We start from the raw sequence: 14,786 nt of genomic DNA, 5'->3' as shown, positions 1-14,786 counted from the left end.
GGGAGGCCGGACTGCCCCGACTGGATGGGCTGGCCGGCAGGAGAGGGTGGGCCGGCAGGGGCGGGCTGGCTGGCACCAGCCTGCTGGCTGGGCGCCCCGGGAAGGGCGGGCTGGGCGGACGGGCCGGGCGGTGTGGCGCTGGCCGGCTGACCGGGTGTGGCCGACGCTCCGGGTTGCTCCTGGCCGGTCGCCGCGTCGGACTCCCCCGAGGGGGCCGTCGGATTGGGCTGGACGGGGATCGACTGGCCGGAGGGCGTCGGGGGCTGGCCGGCGACCGTCGGGCCGGGCTGTCCGGGGATGGCCGACGTCTCGGGCTGACCGGTGGACTCCGGGTGTGCCGACGGAAGGGCGCGCGGGCCGGCTTGGTCGCCGCTGGGCGGTTGGGTCATCTCGTCCCCCGGGGGTGCGGCGCCCGGCCGCCACCCCTGGCGCCGAGCGAGATCGAGCGGGCGGCCGGGCGCTGTGCGACCGTCCGACCGGAAGGGTAGCGGCCAACCGTCGCGCCAGTGTCGCCCCTGCCGCGCGCCGCACGGCATCGAGCGCATCATCCGGACGATGACATCTCTCGCAGTCGGGATTCCTACCGGCCATCTGTCGTATATGTGACTCTCGGTGACTGATCGTGCGCGTCCTGTTGTCGGGATCGCCGTTCTGGACCTACCTTCGTCCGGGCGGGGGGCCGGAACGGATGGATGGTCCGGGCCGGAAGCGTGATCCGAGAGGTACGACCGGAGGCAGTTCATGCGCGACGCGGACAACATCCCTCGCATCCAGTTCCCGACAAACGACCGGCAGCGCCGGCCCGGGTCCGTGGGAGAGGTGGCCGGCGGGCCGTTCGGCAGCCTGCCCATCAACGAGCGGTCGTACCGCCGGGTTCCGGAGCCCCCGGAGGTGATCCGGTTGTCGAGCCGGCCCGTGGAGCGGCCGCGGGACGACGACGAGGCCGGGTTCGTGATCCACCTACCGATCCGGGTGTCCGACCTGGCCTCGGCGACCGCGCTGGCCGGTCGGGTCGCGGACTCACTGGGCTTCCTGCCGGAGCTGGACGCCGGCGAGACCACGGTTTCCAACGCCGATGACCAGAACAACCGCCACCGGGTCTTCTGCGACCTGCTGCTGCCCGACCGGTCGCGCTGCCCCCAGGGGTACGAGCACGAGGGGCCCTGTGGAGAGCTGCCGGCCACGCCGGAGCAGCGTCCCGCGCCTCGTCCGGCCAGCGGACCGTAGGCTGTGCCCCGACGAAGTCCGCACCACGAGGGAGCCCTCCAGCGATGCAGAAGTGGGAATACTCCACGGTCCCTCTGCTGGTCCACGCGACCAAGCAGATCCTCGACAACTGGGGTGAGGACGGGTGGGAGCTCGTCGCCGTGGTCCCCGGCCCCAACCCGGACCAGCTGGTGGCGTACCTGAAGCGGCCCAAGGCGTGAGCGCGGGGAGTGCGGCGCAGCCGGGCCGCGCAGTCGCGAACCAGGGGGTGACGCGATGAGCAACGGTCCCCACGCGAAGCTCGCCGAGCTGGGTCTCGAACTGCCCGACGTGGTGCCGCCGGTGGCCAGCTACGTGCCGGCGGTGCAGTCCGGTCAGCACGTGTACGTCTCCGGCCAGCTGCCGATCGCCGAGGGCAAGCTGTTGGCGACCGGCAAGGTCGGCGCCGGCATCTCCGCCGAGCAGGCGAAGGACCTGGCCCAGCGGTGTGCGCTCAACGCGCTGGCGGCTGTCGACTCGCTCGTCGGCCTGGAGAACGTGATCAAGGTGGTCAAGTTGACCGGTTTCGTGGCGTCGGCCCCCGGTTTCGTCGGCCAGCCCGCCGTGATCAACGGCGCTTCCGACCTGTTCGGGACCGTCTTCGGTGAGGCCGGCCGCCACGCCCGCAGCGCCGTCGGGGTGGCCGAGCTGCCGCTGGACGCCCCGGTGGAGATCGAACTGATCGTCGAGGTCGCCTGACCGCACCGCCACCGTCCCGCGGTCGTGCGCCGCCGGCCCGGAGGAAAGCCCTGAACGGGGATGAATCAGGGGCCGGACGTGCATGATCGCGGGCCGTGGCGGGTGGGGTCGTACGATCGCAGCCATGAGCGGGCACGTGACGGGGGCGACTGCGGCGCTTGCCGACAGTCTGCCGGGCTGGGTGACACTGCTGCGCGCGCCGAACCCCGGCCCGATGACCCTCGACGGCACCAACACCTGGCTGCTGCGCGCGGCGCCGGGCGAACCGGCAGTTGTCGTCGACCCCGGACCGGCCGACGAGGGGCACCTGGCGGCGATCGCCGCACACGGCCCGATCGGGCTGATCCTGATCACGCACGGCCACGCCGACCACACCGAGGGCGCCGCCCGGCTCAGCGAGATGCTCGGCGGGACGCACGTCCTCGCCGTCGACCCGGCGCACACCATCGGGGGCACGCCCCTGACCGATGGGCACCTTGGCGGCCTCGGCCTGGACATCCGACTGCTGGACACCCCGGGGCACACCGCCGACTCGGTCTGCTTCCTGGTGGAGCACGACGACGAGCGGGTGGTGCTCACCGGTGACACCATCCTCGGCCGTGGCACCACTGTGGTGGCCCACCCGGACGGGCACCTGGGGGACTACCTGAGCAGCCTGGAGCTGCTGTCCGCGTACACCGGGATCGCGGCGCTGCCCGGGCACGGCCCGGCGCTCGCCGACTGCGCCGCGGCCGCCACCTTCTACCTCGCGCACCGCCGGGCCCGGCTCGACCAGGTGCGGGCGGCGGTGGACGCCGGGGCGCGGACGCCCGCGGACGTGGTCGCGGCGGTCTACGCGGACGTGGACCGGTCGCTCTGGTGGGCGGCGGAATGGTCGGTCCGTGCCCAGTTGGAGTATCTGGGCGTCGACACCGGGGAATCTGCGCCGGGGGTCAGTGGGTTGGAGCACATGTGACCTGCCCGGTGTGCGGAACAGTCGCTGTCCCCGGCGCACGGTTCTGCCACAACTGCGGTGCCGCGCTGCCGGCGGCCGCCACGTTGCCGGCGGCCGAGCGCCGGGTCGTCACAGTGCTCTTCGGTGACCTCTCCGAATTCACCTCCTGGTCGGAGGACCTCGACCCGGAACGGGTCGGCGCCGTCACCGACCGGGTGCTCGCGGCCCTGGCCGGCGCGGTGAAGACCTTCGGCGGGCACGTCGACAAGCTGACCGGTGACGGCATCATGGCGGTCTTCGGGGCGCCGGTGGCGCACGAGGACGACGCCGAACGGGCCGTCCGGGCCGCCCTGTCCATGCAGCGGGCCGTCCGCCGCGTGCTCGACGACGAGCGGGGCGGCGGTGCGCCGCTCGGTCTGCGCGTCGGGCTGAACACCGGCGACGTCATCGCGGGCATCCAGGCCGCGATCGAATACACGGTCATCGGCGACACGGTGAACACCGCCGCCCGACTGGCCGACGCCGCCGCGGTCGGCGCGGTCTACGCCGGCGGGCGGACCGCCGCGGCGACCCGACACGTCGCCTCCTGGCGGGCGCTGCGCCCGCTGCGACTCAAGGGCAAGCGTGAGCCGGTCGAGGCGTACGAGCTGCTGGGTCTGCTGGACGCGCCGGGCACCCGGTCGGGTCTCGGCGACGAGGCGCCCTACGTGGGTCGGGAGACCGAGATCGGCCGGGTCGCCGGCCGACTCGCCGAGGTGATCGACCAGGGTGACCCGCGGGTGCTGCTGATGACCGCCGAGGCGGGCATCGGCAAGTCCCGGTTCGCCGCCGAGGTCGAGCGCCTCGCCGCCGGGTACGACGTGGGCGCCGGCCGGTACGCGGCGCACACCGGCGCGCGGGTGCTCTCGGTGCGCTGCGCCGCCTTCGGTGAGCGACGCCGGCTCGCGCCGCTGGCCGACCTGGTCCGTGCCGCGGTCGGTCTACCCAGTGACGCGGCCACCGCGCTGACCAGGCCGGCCGTCGAGGAACGGCTGCGCCGGCTCGGTCAGCGGCTCGCCCGCGCCGGCGGCGACACGCCCCCGATCGTCACCGACCAGCTGCTCGCCCTGCTCGGCTACGCCGAACTGCCGGTGCACGGCGGCACCGACAACGGCGAGTGGGGCTCGGCCGCCTCGCCGGCCGACGCCGAGGCGGTGCCGAACGCCGTCGCCGACCTGCTCAGCGGCCTCGCCTCGGAGGCGCCGCTGGTGATCGTGGTGGACGACCTGCACGACGCCACCCCCGAGACCATCAGCGCTCTCGGGCTGACCCTGTCCCGGCTGACCGGCCCCGTGCTCGTCCTGCTGCTCGGCCGCCCCGAACTCGTCCGTACCGCCGGCGCGCTGACCCGCGTCGCCGACGCCGAGGTGCACTCCCTGCCGCCGCTGCGGGGCGCCGACGCCGCCCGGCTGCTCACCAGTTACCTCGGCGGCGGGAAGCTGCCGCCGGCCGACGCGGACCGGCTGCTCGCCACCGCTCAGGGCAACCCGTTCTACCTCGCCGAGCTGGTCACCCTGCTGATCGAGCGCGGCGCGCTGACCGCTGAGCGGCAGGCGTCCGTCGACCGTGACCAGAGCACGTCGGCCGGCTGGCGCCTCGTACCCGGTTCGCTGGGCAGCCGGCTGCTCTCCCGGGACCTCGCGGCAGTCCTCGCCGCCCGGATCGACGCGCTGCCACCGGACGCCCGTTCCGTCCTGCGGGACGCGGCGGTGGTCGGTGACACCGTGCCGACAGGCGCGCTGGAAGCGCTGCGGGAGCAGCGGGCCGGCCGCGACGGGAGGCCCTCGGCGGTTGTCGCCGTGGAGTTCGACAGGGCCGTCGAGGAGCTGCTGCAACGCCGCATGCTGCACCGCAGCCGTGCCGGTTACGCGTTCGCCACCCCGCTCATGCGGGAAGCCGCGTACGCCGGGGTGAGCAAGGCGGAGCTGGCCGAGCGGCACGCCGCGCTGGCCCGCTGGGCGGCACCCGTCGACGGTGCCACGACCGGCGGGGTGGGCGGGTTCACCGAGGAGGCCCGCGACGACTTCGTCGCCATGCACGTCCAGCGGGCGGCCACGCTCGCCGACGCGGTGAAACTGCGACCTGACGCGCCGGCTCGCGCCGTGGTCCCGCTCGGGATCGCCGCGCTCGGCCGGGCCGCCCGCCGGTCGCTGTCCGCCGGGGAGCCCACGCTCGCCATCGAGTACGCCGAACGCGCCAGCGAACTGGCCCGCGACGGGATACCGGCGATCGATCGGGTGGTACACGCCCGTGCGCTGCTGCAGATCGGTCGGGTCGTCGACGCGCTCGCCTTCGCCGAGAAGATCGCCGCGAACGCCGGGGACGACACCACCCGGGCCAGCGCCCTGCTGCTCGCCGGGCAGGCCCAGCAGACCCTCGGTGACCAGGGTCGGGCGGAGGCCGCCTGGCAGGAGGCGCTGCAGGTGGCCAAGGCCGGTGGCCTGCCCACGCTGCGCGCGTCCGCCATGCGCCGGCTCGGCATGGGCGACTTCGTGGCCGGTCGGCTCAGCCAGGCGAGCAGCCGGTTGGCCGCCGCGTACCAGGTCAGCCTCGCCGCGCAGGATCGGCGTGGGCAGGCCTGGTCGCTGCAGAACCTGGCCTGGGTGACCACCACCCGGGGCGATTTCGCCGGCACCGATGCGGTACTCGGCCGGGCCGCCCGGCTCTTCGCCGAATTGAAGGATCCGTACGGGCGGGCCTGGCTGCGGGGCACCACCGCCTTCGCCCGGCTGCTCGCCGGCCGGCTGCGCGAGGCGTGCCGGATGGCGCAGGTCTTCCTGCCCTTCGGCGAGCGGGTCGGCGAAGCGTGGGCGGTGGGCACGCTGCGCGCGGTCGCGGCGTTCGCCACCGCCGAGCTGGGCGAGCTGGCCGAGGCGGACCGGGAGGCCCGCCGGGCGTACCGCGAGTTCGCCGCCGCGTCCGACGACTGGGGGCGCGGGTTCGCGCTTGTCGTCCGGGCCGTCGTGGCGCGTGGGCTGGGCGAGCCGGAGCACGCGGCCGATCTGCTCACCGACGCCCTGGTGTACGCCGAGCAGACCTCGCACCCGCTGCTCACCGGAATGGCCGGCACGCTGCGCGGCTTCGTGGCGCTGGACATGGGCGACCACGAGACCGCCGAGCGGGCCGCCCGAGCGGTGCTGACGACTGTCGAACCGCACAACCCGCAGGCGCCTGCGCAGGTAGCGCCCCGGGTGCTGCTGGCCACCGCCCGGCTGGCCGCCGGTGACCCGGCGACAGCGGTCGGGCTGCTGGCCCCGGTGGCGACGGCCGCCGCCACCGCGCCCTCCCTGCTCTTCTCCCGCCGCCAGACCATGGCCCGGTACGCGTCGGCGCTGCTCGCTCACGGGCAGCGGGAGCAGGCGCTGGACTGGGCGCGACGGGCGGTGACCGCGCCCGCCGAGGACGTGCGCAGTCAGGTGATCGCGGCGAGCGTGCTGGCCGAGGCGCTGGCGGCCTGCGGCCACACGGTCGAGGCCCGCTCCTGCGCCGAGGCGGCGGTCCGCCTCGCGTACGCCACCGAACAACGCAGCGAACGAGCAGCAGCAGACTCCCTACAAGCTCGCCTGACCACCCCCTGAACCCCACCCCCCTCCCCGACCCCCCGGCCCCCCGGCCCCTCTGGCCTCCGGCCCCTCTGGGTCCGTTGATCATGAAGTTATTGCGCCGACACGCCGGTGTCGGTGGCAATAACTTCATGATCAACGCGGTGGGGGTGGGGTGGGGTGGGGTGGGGTGGGGGTGGGGTGGGGTGGGGTGGGCGGTTTTGGCGGTTCTGGGGATGTGGTGGTCGGGGTGAGGGGCTAGCGTGTCACCACCGCGCGCTGGTCCACAGTGGTGACCGTCGCCGTGCCTGGGGAGGCCATCATGAAGCTGCCGCGTTCCGTCGCGGGCTGGACCATCGCGGTCTTCGGCGTGCTGGCGCTGGCGATGGGCGCGGTCGGGTTGCTCTGGCCGGAGGCGCAGCTACGCCTGCTCGGGTTCGAGGTGCCGGCCACGCGTGGCGCCGGTGACTACACCGGCACGTTCCTGCTGGCGTCCTCGATGGCGTCGTTCAACATGGGCGTCTACTACCTGCTCGCCACGGTCACCGAGTGGCGGGCGTTCTACCGGTTCACGGTGGTCTTCCGGCTGGTCACCTTCACCGTGTTCAGCATCGCCGTGCTGGCCGACATCGCTCCCGACCGGTTCTTCGGGGTGGCCGCCTGGGAGGGGCTGGGCGCACTGGCCACCGCGATCGGCCTGCGCGCGGACACCCGCCGGGGCGCACCGGCCGACGCGGTGCGCTGAGCCGCCGGCCGGGTTGGGTATTTTCGAGCGGTGACCGACACCCCGACCGGCGGCTTGCCGGTGCCGATCGTGCCCGGTCTGACCGATTTGCGGGTATTTGCCCGTGGTGGTTACGCCACCGTCTACCAAGCGACCCAGATCTCGGTCGGTCGAGAGGTGGCCGTCAAGGTCGAGAACCGCACGCTGGACAGCGAGCGCGACCAGGCCCGGTTCCTGCGCGAGGCGCGGGCTGCCGGGCGGATGTCGTCGCACCCGCACGTGGTGGACCTCTTCGACGTCGGTGTCACAGTCGACCAGCACCCCTACCTGATCATGGAGCTCTGTGACGGGTCGTACGCCGAGCGGATGCGCAGCTCGCCGCTCGGCCCGGTGGAGGCCCGCGACCTCGGCATCAAGATCGCGGACGCGTTGGCGCACTCGCACGGGGCCGGAGTGCTGCACCGGGACGTGAAGCCCGCGAACATCCTCTACTCGCACTTCAACTCGGCGGTGCTTGCCGACTTCGGGTTGGCCGTGCTGGCCGAGGCGCGGGACGCCTCGGTCACCCTGGAGGTGCTCACCCCGGCGTACGCGCCGCCGGAGATGTTCAGCCACAGCCCGCCGTCGCCGGCCGTCGACGTGTACGCGCTCTGCGCCACCCTCTACGCGGTGATGCACGGCCGGCCGCCCCGCTGGCAGTCCGAGCGCAACCCCAGCCTGGTGACCGTGCTGGAGATGTTCAACCAGCCGATTCCCGGCCTGCCGGGCGTACCGGACGAGCTGATCGACGTGCTGCGCCTCGGCATGACAAACGACCCGGCCGAGCGGCCCTCCGCCCTCGAACTGCACGACCTGCTCGCCAACCTGCCGTTCGGCTCGCCGTCCGCCCCGGTGAGCGGTGTGCCGACGAGCGGCGCTCCGACGAGCGGCGCCCCGAGCCGGTCCGGCCTGTACGGCACCGGCCAGCCGGGCCCTCGTCCCCCGGTCGAGGACACCCGCCCCAGCGTTCCCGGCGGCCGGCGCTGGCGGCGGCGCTGGTTCCTCGGCGGTGCCGGAGTGCTGGCGCTCGCCGCGTCGGCCACCACCGGCGCCTGGCTGGCGAGCAGTGGCCCACCTCCAGACCCGTCCCCCTCCGTCAGCCAGGTCGCGGCGACCGGGCCGCTACCCGGCTGTACGACAGACGCCGGCACGCCGACCGAGCTGCCCAGCGGTGCCCGTTGCCTGCCCGAGCTGGAGTGCTTCGGTCCGGTACGCATCCGCGGCGCCCGCGCCGAGGCGACCCGGGTTCCCTGCGACGGCCGGCACACCTGGGAGACGTACGCCGAAGGCATCCTGCCCGTGCCGCTCGTCGGCGCGAACTACGACGATGTGGTCGCCGCCGAGTCGGTGCGGCAGGTGTGCAGCACCATGACGTTCCGACTGACCACGGAGATCACCGAGCCGGTCGGCTGGCATCTGGAGGTGTTGCCACCGGTGGACGGCAACGTCGACCGGGTCTACCGGTGCCTGGCGGGGCGCGGCGTCGACGCGCTCACCGCGCCCACTCTCACCGGTCGCTGAGCCCGCCGCGCGACCGGCCCCGGTCACGCACCCCACGCAACGCGTCCCGGCTGTCCAGGGCGTCGAGCGTGTCCGCGTCGATCCCGTAGGGCATCAGGTCCGGCGGGGCGGTGGCGTGCGGTTGGTCCACCGGCTCCGGTTCGGCACGCTGGCGGGCGGCGGACACGGCGACCGCGGCGACCATGGCCAGCAGCACGCAGAGCAGGGCGAGAACCACACCGAGAAGGTCCTGCCGGCGCAGAACGACAAGCAGGGCCAGCAGCGCGACGGCTCCCGGCGCGGCGACCGCCGCCACCATCCGCGCATCGATCCTGGACAGTCGACTCACCCCTCCAGCATGTCGTGGCCGGGTCCGCTGTCAACCGGAGAGGCGATCCGCCGCGCCGATCGGCGTTCATCGAACGGGCCAGCCCACCTGACCGGCGGGCGTGCACACCCAGTGGACCGTACTCGCTACTCTCGGTGTTCCGCAGACTGCTTCGTCAGCGAGGTCGCCATGAACGTACGCAGTTCCCGGTCCCGGCTCCGCGCGGTCGCGACGACGCTGGCGGTCGCGCTGACCCTCACCCTGGCCGCCGCTGCCGGCTGTGACAGTCGGAAGGAGCCGGACCGGCAGTCGGTGCAGGAGAAGATACGAGAGTCGCACATCTACGGGCAGTCGAAGCTGCGCATCGGCGTCGCCACCAACGAGCCGTTGATGGGTGACCTCCGCAACGGCGAGCACGTCGGCTTCGACGTCGAGATCGGTCGGTACATCGCCGCTTCCCTCGGCTACGAGGGCGAGCAGCAGTTGGAGTTCGTGTCGGCGGCCACCGAGGACCGGATCCCGTACCTGCAGGGCGGCACTGTGGACCTGGTGGTGTCCAGCTTCTCGATGACGGAGGAGCGCAAGAAGCTGGTCAGCTTCGCCGGGCCGTACTTCGTCACCACGCAGGAGGTGATGGTGCCGGTCCGGCTGAAGGACAAGATCCGCACCCTGGAAGACCTGCGCGACCCGAAGTACAAGGTCTGCACCAGCGGCGGCTCCACCACCGAGGGTGAGCTGGAGAAGCGCCAGGTCAAGGCGCTGGTGGTGAAAAACGTGTGGGACTGCGTGGCCGGCATCCGGGCCGGCCGGTACGACGCCGTCAGCTCGGACGAGACGATTCTCGCGGGCTTCCTGGCCACGTACCCCAAGGAGTTCGAGATCGTCGACCTGCCCTTCGGCACGAGCGAGCTGTTGGGGATCGGCGTGCCGATCGGCGATCCGGCGCTGCGCGACCTGGTCGCCTACTTCCTGCAGAAGAGCTACCAGCAGGGCCGCGACGGGCAGGCCAGCCCGTGGCTGACGGCGTACAACCGGACCCTGGGCCCGTGGCTGCGCGTCGAGAAGAACCAGCCCCAGCCGCTGGAGGTGCCGAAGCTTGTCGACTTCGACGACAAGGCGCCCCGGCGGTGAGCACGGCGCCAACAGGCACCGGTGACGCGAGCGCCCACGGCGCGGTCCCGCCGCCCCGGGCGTCCGTGCCGACCGACCACGTCGCGGTGGACGCCGCCGGATGGCCCACCGGGGTGCCGCGGGCCGAACCCGCCGGGCCGGTCGCCGACGTCGAGCAGGTGCCGGTGCGATGGGACCCGGCCGAGCGGCGGGCACGGGCCAGCCAGTCGTTCTGGACGGCGGTCGTGGGCGTGCCGGCGATCTTCTCGGTGCTGCGACTCGGCGTGGAGGCCGGCGGGGAACTCCAGACCACGCTGCTGCTGGTCGCCAACGTCGGGCCGGTCAACCTGCTCGCCGGGTTCCTGACCACCGCCGCCCGGCTGCTCTCCACCGGGCTGGTCGCCGTCTTCGCGCTCGGCGCGGTGCTTGCCGTGAGCGTGGACAGGTTGCCGCAAGGCACTCTTCGTCGCCCGCTGTTCGCCCGTTGGGCCGACCTCACCCCGGCCTGGGTTGTGATGGCGAGCTTCCTGCTGGCCCTGCTCACCTGGCCGCTGCTCTATCTGCCGCTGTTGTTGCCGGCGTTCGCGGCGGCGTTCCAGCTCCGTCCGGACCGGCTGCACGAGTGGGTCGTACCCCGTCTGTTGGTGATCGCCGTGCTGCTCGCCGGGTACGGCTGGTTCCTGCTGCCCACCCTGCGCGACGCTGCCGGGCAGGGCGAGCTGCTGGTCCTGGCGCTCCTCGCCGTACCGCCGGTGTTGGCGCTCTTCATCGCCGGGCCGCTGCCCGACGTGGTGATCCGCCCGCTGGCGTCGCTGACCGAGGTGGCGGTGCTGGCCATGCTGGTCTGGGCCGCGGTGCCGGTGATCAGTACACCGGTGCTACCGCTGACCGTCACGACTGTGGGTGCCGAGAACGGCCCGACCGAGGACGTACGCGGGCACGTGGTCACCACCGACGACGTCAGCATGGTGATCCTGCAGGAACGGGGTGGAGTCCGGTACGTGCCCGTCGGCCTGGTACGCGCGCAGGTGCTCTGCCCGAGCGAGGACGAACTGCCCCGACACCGGCTGCGGATCCACGACTTCCACATCGAGGACTCGCTGCTGGAGGGGATGGGCCGCCGCGTACGCCCGGTGCACCGCATCGACGCCGCCTGCCGCGCCCCCGGCTGAGCTCGCGAGGGCTGGCCGGGCCCGCAGCGGGCGTAGCCAGGCAACGGACCGCAGGTGATCGACACCGGGTTCCATGAAGTCGGGGCATCGTTGGGCCTTGGACACCCCGGAATCAAGAAACCGGTGTCGATCACCGGCCTGGCGGACCCGGCCGGCACGCTCAGTAGGACTTGTCCTGGCCGAGGACGTGCTGGGCGACGAAGTTGAGGATCATTTCCCGGCTGACCGGGGCGATCCGGCCGGCCCGTACCGCGCCGAGCAGGGTGGCCACCCCGTACTCGGTGGTCATGCCCGCCCCGCCGAGGGCCTGGACGGCGGTGTCCACGGCGAGCGCGGCGGCTTCCCCGGCCGCGTACTTGGCCATGTTGCCGGCCACCCCGGCCTCCAGGTCACGGCCGGCGTCGTACAGGGTGGCCGCCTTCTGGATCATGAGGCGGGCCAGTTCCACCTGCACCGCCGCGTGGGCGAGGGGATGCGACACGCCCTGGTGCGAGCCGATGCTGCGGCCACCCCAGACCTTGCGGGTGGCGGTGTACTCGCTGGCCCGTTCGATGGCGTACCGGCCGGTGCCCGCGCCCATCGCCGCCACCGTGATCCGCTCCGGGTTGAGCCCGGCGAAGAGCGCCGGCAGACCGGCGTCCAGGGACTCACCGAGCAGCGCGTCGGCGGGCACCCGCACGTCGTCGAGGTAGAGCAGGAACTGGTTCTCCGGGGAGACGATCTCCATGTCCAACTTGGACCGGGTCAGGCCCGCCGCGTCGGTAGGCACCAGGAACAGCGCCGGCTTGAGCTTCTGCGGGGACGCGTCCGCTGAACCGGCTGGGCCGTCATCGACGGCGACACGCGCCACGACCAGCACGTGTCCGGCCTCGTCGACCCCGGAGATGTAGCACTTGCGGCCGTTCAGCAGCCAGTCGTCGCCGTCGCGGCGAGCCACCGTGCCGAGCCGGTGGAAGTTGGAACCGGCCTCCGGCTCGGTGATCGCGAAGACGATCTTCGCCGAGCCGTCCGCCAGGCCGGGCAGGTGCCGTTTGCGCTGCTCCTCGGTGCCGTGCCGGGCGAGCACTGTCGCCGCGATGGCGGGGGAGACCACAAGCAGCAGCAGCGGGCATCCCGCCGCTGCCAGCTCCTCGCAGACGATGGCCAGCTCGGTGATGCCGCCGCCCCCGCCGCCGTACTCGGTGGGGATGTTGACCCCCAGGTAGCCGAGCCGGCCGGCCTCCGCCCACAGCTCGGTGGTGTGCTCACCGGCCTTCGCCTTCTCGACGAAGTAGGAGTGACCGTAGCGGCGGCCGAGCGCCCGCACGGCGTCGCGCAGCTGGTCCTGTTCGGGGGTGAGGTCGAAGGTCATCGGAGGTCCTCCTCGGGGTTCGACGGCGTCGGGTCGCCGGCAGCGGGGGAGCCGTCGATGACGGCCAGCACCGCGCCCGTCCGCACCTGGCCGCCGGTCGGCACCGGCAGCTCGGTGACCACACCGTCGGTCGGGGCCAGCACCTGGTGTTCCAGCTTCATCGCTTCCAGGGTGAGCAGTGGATCGCCGGCCGTGACCCGCTGGCCGACCTGGACGTGCACCCGGGTCACCGCACCGGGCAGCGGCGCGAGCAGCGACCCGGCCGCCACCGCCGCGGTGGGCAGCGGGAGACGCGGCAGCTCGACGAGGCTCGCCGCCCCGTCCGGGCCGTCCACAAAGACCTCCGACCCCACCCGGTGTACGCGGTACGCCTGCCGCACCCCGTCGACGTCGAGCACCACCCGGGCCGGGGCGGCTCCGACCAGCGCGACAGCCGACGGCTCAGCGCCGGGGCCGGCGACGCTGCTGTCGGCGGCGCTGCGGCCGGCGGCTCTGTTGTCGGCGGCGCTGCTGTCGGCCGACTCGGGGTCGGCGGCGCTGTGGTCGACGGACCACTCGGCGAGCCCGCCCGCGCGGTCCAGCCGGTAGCGGACCTCGATCTCGCAGTCCCGGCCGGTGAAGCGGCTGAGCTGCGCGACGGCCGGCACGTTGCGCCACCCCGACGGCAGCCCGGCCAGTACCCGGGCGTCGGCGCGACGGGCGGCGGCCGAGGCGAGCGCCGCCGCGAGGGCGGCCAGCGGGAGCCGGTCCGCGGGCAGCAGGGGCGCGAACACCTCCGGATGCCTGTCGAGGAAACCGGTGTCGACCCGTACCGCATCGAACTCCGGGCTGCGCAGCACCCGGACGAGCAGGTCCCGGTTGGTGGTGACGCCGTGGATCTCGGCGCGGGCCAACGCGCCGGCGAGGGCCCGTGCGGCCTCGGCGCGGGTCGGCGCCCACGCGACCACCTTGGCCAGCATCGAGTCGTAGTGCACGCCTACCGTCGAGCCGTCCACCACGCCAGAGTCGAGTCGCAGCCCCTTCGTGGGCGCGAACCCGCCCGATACGCCGGGGATCGCGAACCGGTGCAGGGTGCCGGTGGCCGGGCGGAAGCCCTGGGCCGGGTCCTCGGCGCAGAGGCGAACCTCGATCGCGTGGCCGTCGACCGGCGGGGTGGCCCCGAGCGGCAGTGGCTCGCCCTCGGCGACGAGCAGTTGCCACCGGACCAGGTCCAGCCCGGTGACCGCCTCGGTGACCGGGTGCTCGACCTGGAGGCGGGTGTTCATCTCCAGGAAGAAGAACTCCCCGCTCGGCGCGAGCAGGAACTCCACAGTGCCCGCGCCGACGTAGTCGACGGCACGGCCGGCCGACACCGCCGCCTCGTGCAGACGGGCCCGCAGCTTCGGGTCGACGATCGCCGGGGTCTCCTCGATGATCTTCTGGTGCCGCCGCTGGATCGAGCAGTCCCGCTCACCGAGCGCTGCAACCGTCCCGTGGGTGTCGCCGAAGATCTGCACCTCGACGTGCCGGCCGCGCTCGACGTACCGCTCGATGAAGACCGTGCCGTCGCCGAACGCGGCGGCCGCCTCGCGGCGCGCGGAGGCGACGGCCTCGGAAAGCCCGGCGGCGTCCCGGACGACCCGCATGCCTCGGCCGCCGCCACCGGCGGACGCCTTCACCAGCACCGGGAAGTCGGTGACCTCGTCGGTGTCGGTCCAACTCGGCAGCATCGGCACGCCCGCCTCGGCGAGCAGGGCCTTCGCCGCCAGCTTGTCGCCCATCGCGGCGATCACCTTCGCCGGCGGCCCGACCCAGGTGAGGCCGGCGTCGGTCACCGCCGCCGCGAACTCGGCGTTCTCAGCGAGAAACCCGTAGCCGGAGTGGACGGCGTCCGCGCCGCTGCGCCGGGCCGCGTCCAGGATCAGCTCGATTCGCAGGTACGTCTCGACCGGAGTGTCACCCGGCAGCCGGACCGCCTGGTCGGCCTCGGCCACGAACGGCGCGTCGGCGTCCGCGTCGGAGTGCACGGCGACGGTCTGCACGCCCATGGCGCGGCAGGTGGCGAAGACGCGACGGGCGATCTCCCCACGGTTGGCCACGAGCAGCCTGTCGATCATGGGTGGC

General features: G+C 73.4%; 12 protein-coding genes. 9 read left to right on the top strand and 3 right to left on the bottom strand.

The window, feature by feature from the left end; genetic code table 11:
• Nucleotides 1-741 precede the first annotated feature (741 nt).
• The 7 genes from ACGFIE_RS23600 to ACGFIE_RS23570 all read left to right on the top strand — a co-directional run bounded on the left by ACGFIE_RS23600 (nt 742) and on the right by ACGFIE_RS23570 (nt 8,743).
• Nucleotides 742-1,227 carry a hypothetical protein gene (locus ACGFIE_RS23600; protein ID WP_393297936.1) on the top strand — a complete coding sequence of 162 codons (486 nt, stop codon included), beginning with the start codon at nt 742-744 and terminating at the stop codon, nt 1,225-1,227.
• 44 nt (nt 1,228-1,271) lie between these two features.
• Nucleotides 1,272-1,427: a DUF4177 domain-containing protein gene (locus ACGFIE_RS23595; protein ID WP_007466198.1), complete on the top strand. Its 156-nt coding sequence runs from the start codon at nt 1,272-1,274 to the stop codon at nt 1,425-1,427.
• Between the two features lie 55 nt (nt 1,428-1,482).
• Entirely contained in the window at nt 1,483-1,944 is a 462-nt protein-coding gene (locus ACGFIE_RS23590; RefSeq protein WP_363686665.1) for a RidA family protein, read from the top strand.
• 124 nt (nt 1,945-2,068) lie between these two features.
• Complete coding sequence (locus ACGFIE_RS23585) at nt 2,069-2,899, top strand: MBL fold metallo-hydrolase (protein WP_393297933.1); 831 nt, start codon at nt 2,069-2,071, stop codon at nt 2,897-2,899.
• Nucleotides 2,896-6,495, top strand: coding sequence for an adenylate/guanylate cyclase domain-containing protein (locus ACGFIE_RS23580; RefSeq protein WP_393297930.1), 3,600 nt, complete (start codon nt 2,896-2,898; stop codon nt 6,493-6,495). The genes ACGFIE_RS23585 and ACGFIE_RS23580 overlap by 4 nt, the downstream gene beginning before the upstream one ends.
• Before the next feature lie 286 nt (nt 6,496-6,781).
• Nucleotides 6,782-7,204 (top strand): hypothetical protein, encoded by a 423-nt coding sequence (locus ACGFIE_RS23575; protein WP_393297927.1) that lies wholly within the window; start codon nt 6,782-6,784, stop codon nt 7,202-7,204.
• Between the two features lie 30 nt (nt 7,205-7,234).
• Nucleotides 7,235-8,743, top strand: coding sequence for a serine/threonine-protein kinase (locus tag ACGFIE_RS23570; RefSeq protein ID WP_363686657.1), 1,509 nt, complete (start codon nt 7,235-7,237; stop codon nt 8,741-8,743).
• Here the strand turns inward: ACGFIE_RS23570 and ACGFIE_RS23565 are convergent.
• Complete coding sequence (locus tag ACGFIE_RS23565; protein WP_393297924.1) at nt 8,730-9,071, bottom strand: hypothetical protein; 342 nt, start codon at nt 9,069-9,071, stop codon at nt 8,730-8,732. The two genes, ACGFIE_RS23570 and ACGFIE_RS23565, sit on opposite strands and share 14 nt — an antisense overlap.
• A gap of 168 nt (nt 9,072-9,239) precedes the next feature.
• On the opposite strand from ACGFIE_RS23565, the gene ACGFIE_RS23560 reads away from it, so the two are divergent.
• Together ACGFIE_RS23560 and ACGFIE_RS23555 are read left to right on the top strand one after the other, a co-directional pair.
• A complete protein-coding gene (locus ACGFIE_RS23560; protein WP_393297921.1) occupies nt 9,240-10,181 on the top strand; it encodes a transporter substrate-binding domain-containing protein in 942 nt (313 codons plus the stop codon).
• Complete coding sequence (locus ACGFIE_RS23555; RefSeq protein ID WP_393297918.1) at nt 10,178-11,332, top strand: hypothetical protein; 1,155 nt, start codon at nt 10,178-10,180, stop codon at nt 11,330-11,332. The genes ACGFIE_RS23560 and ACGFIE_RS23555 overlap by 4 nt, the downstream gene beginning before the upstream one ends.
• A gap of 160 nt (nt 11,333-11,492) precedes the next feature.
• Here ACGFIE_RS23555 and ACGFIE_RS23550 read toward each other — a convergent pair whose 3' ends face one another.
• On the bottom strand, nt 11,493-12,683 hold the full coding sequence (locus ACGFIE_RS23550) for an acyl-CoA dehydrogenase family protein (RefSeq protein ID WP_393297916.1): 1,191 nt from the start codon (nt 12,681-12,683) through the stop codon (nt 11,493-11,495).
• Complete coding sequence (locus ACGFIE_RS23545) at nt 12,680-14,779, bottom strand: biotin carboxylase N-terminal domain-containing protein (protein ID WP_393297913.1); 2,100 nt, start codon at nt 14,777-14,779, stop codon at nt 12,680-12,682. Before ACGFIE_RS23545 ends, ACGFIE_RS23550 begins: the two co-directional genes overlap by 4 nt.
• Nucleotides 14,780-14,786: the final 7 nt, after the last annotated feature.

This window comes from Micromonospora sp. NPDC049275, assembly GCF_043197115.1.
Taxonomy (GTDB): Bacteria; Actinomycetota; Actinomycetes; order Mycobacteriales; family Micromonosporaceae; genus Micromonospora.
Note: the sequence above shows the minus strand (reverse complement) of the source record. Positions and strands in the feature narration are given on the sequence as shown.

Bases quoted from the DNA above. Each gene is read 5' to 3' on its own strand.
- ACGFIE_RS23550 (WP_393297916.1), bottom strand. From the start codon at position 12,683: ATGACCTTCGACCTCACCCCCGAACAGGACCAGCTGCGCGACGCCGTG.
- ACGFIE_RS23560 (WP_393297921.1), top strand. From the start codon at position 9,240: ATGAACGTACGCAGTTCCCGGTCCCGGCTCCGCGCGGTCGCGACGACG.
- ACGFIE_RS23545 (WP_393297913.1), bottom strand. From the start codon at position 14,779: ATGATCGACAGGCTGCTCGTGGCCAACCGTGGGGAGATCGCCCGTCGC.
- ACGFIE_RS23595 (WP_007466198.1), top strand. From the start codon at position 1,272: ATGCAGAAGTGGGAATACTCCACGGTCCCTCTGCTGGTCCACGCGACC.
- ACGFIE_RS23590 (WP_363686665.1), top strand. From the start codon at position 1,483: ATGAGCAACGGTCCCCACGCGAAGCTCGCCGAGCTGGGTCTCGAACTG.
- ACGFIE_RS23600 (WP_393297936.1), top strand. From the start codon at position 742: ATGCGCGACGCGGACAACATCCCTCGCATCCAGTTCCCGACAAACGAC.
- ACGFIE_RS23575 (WP_393297927.1), top strand. From the start codon at position 6,782: ATGAAGCTGCCGCGTTCCGTCGCGGGCTGGACCATCGCGGTCTTCGGC.
- ACGFIE_RS23585 (WP_393297933.1), top strand. From the start codon at position 2,069: ATGAGCGGGCACGTGACGGGGGCGACTGCGGCGCTTGCCGACAGTCTG.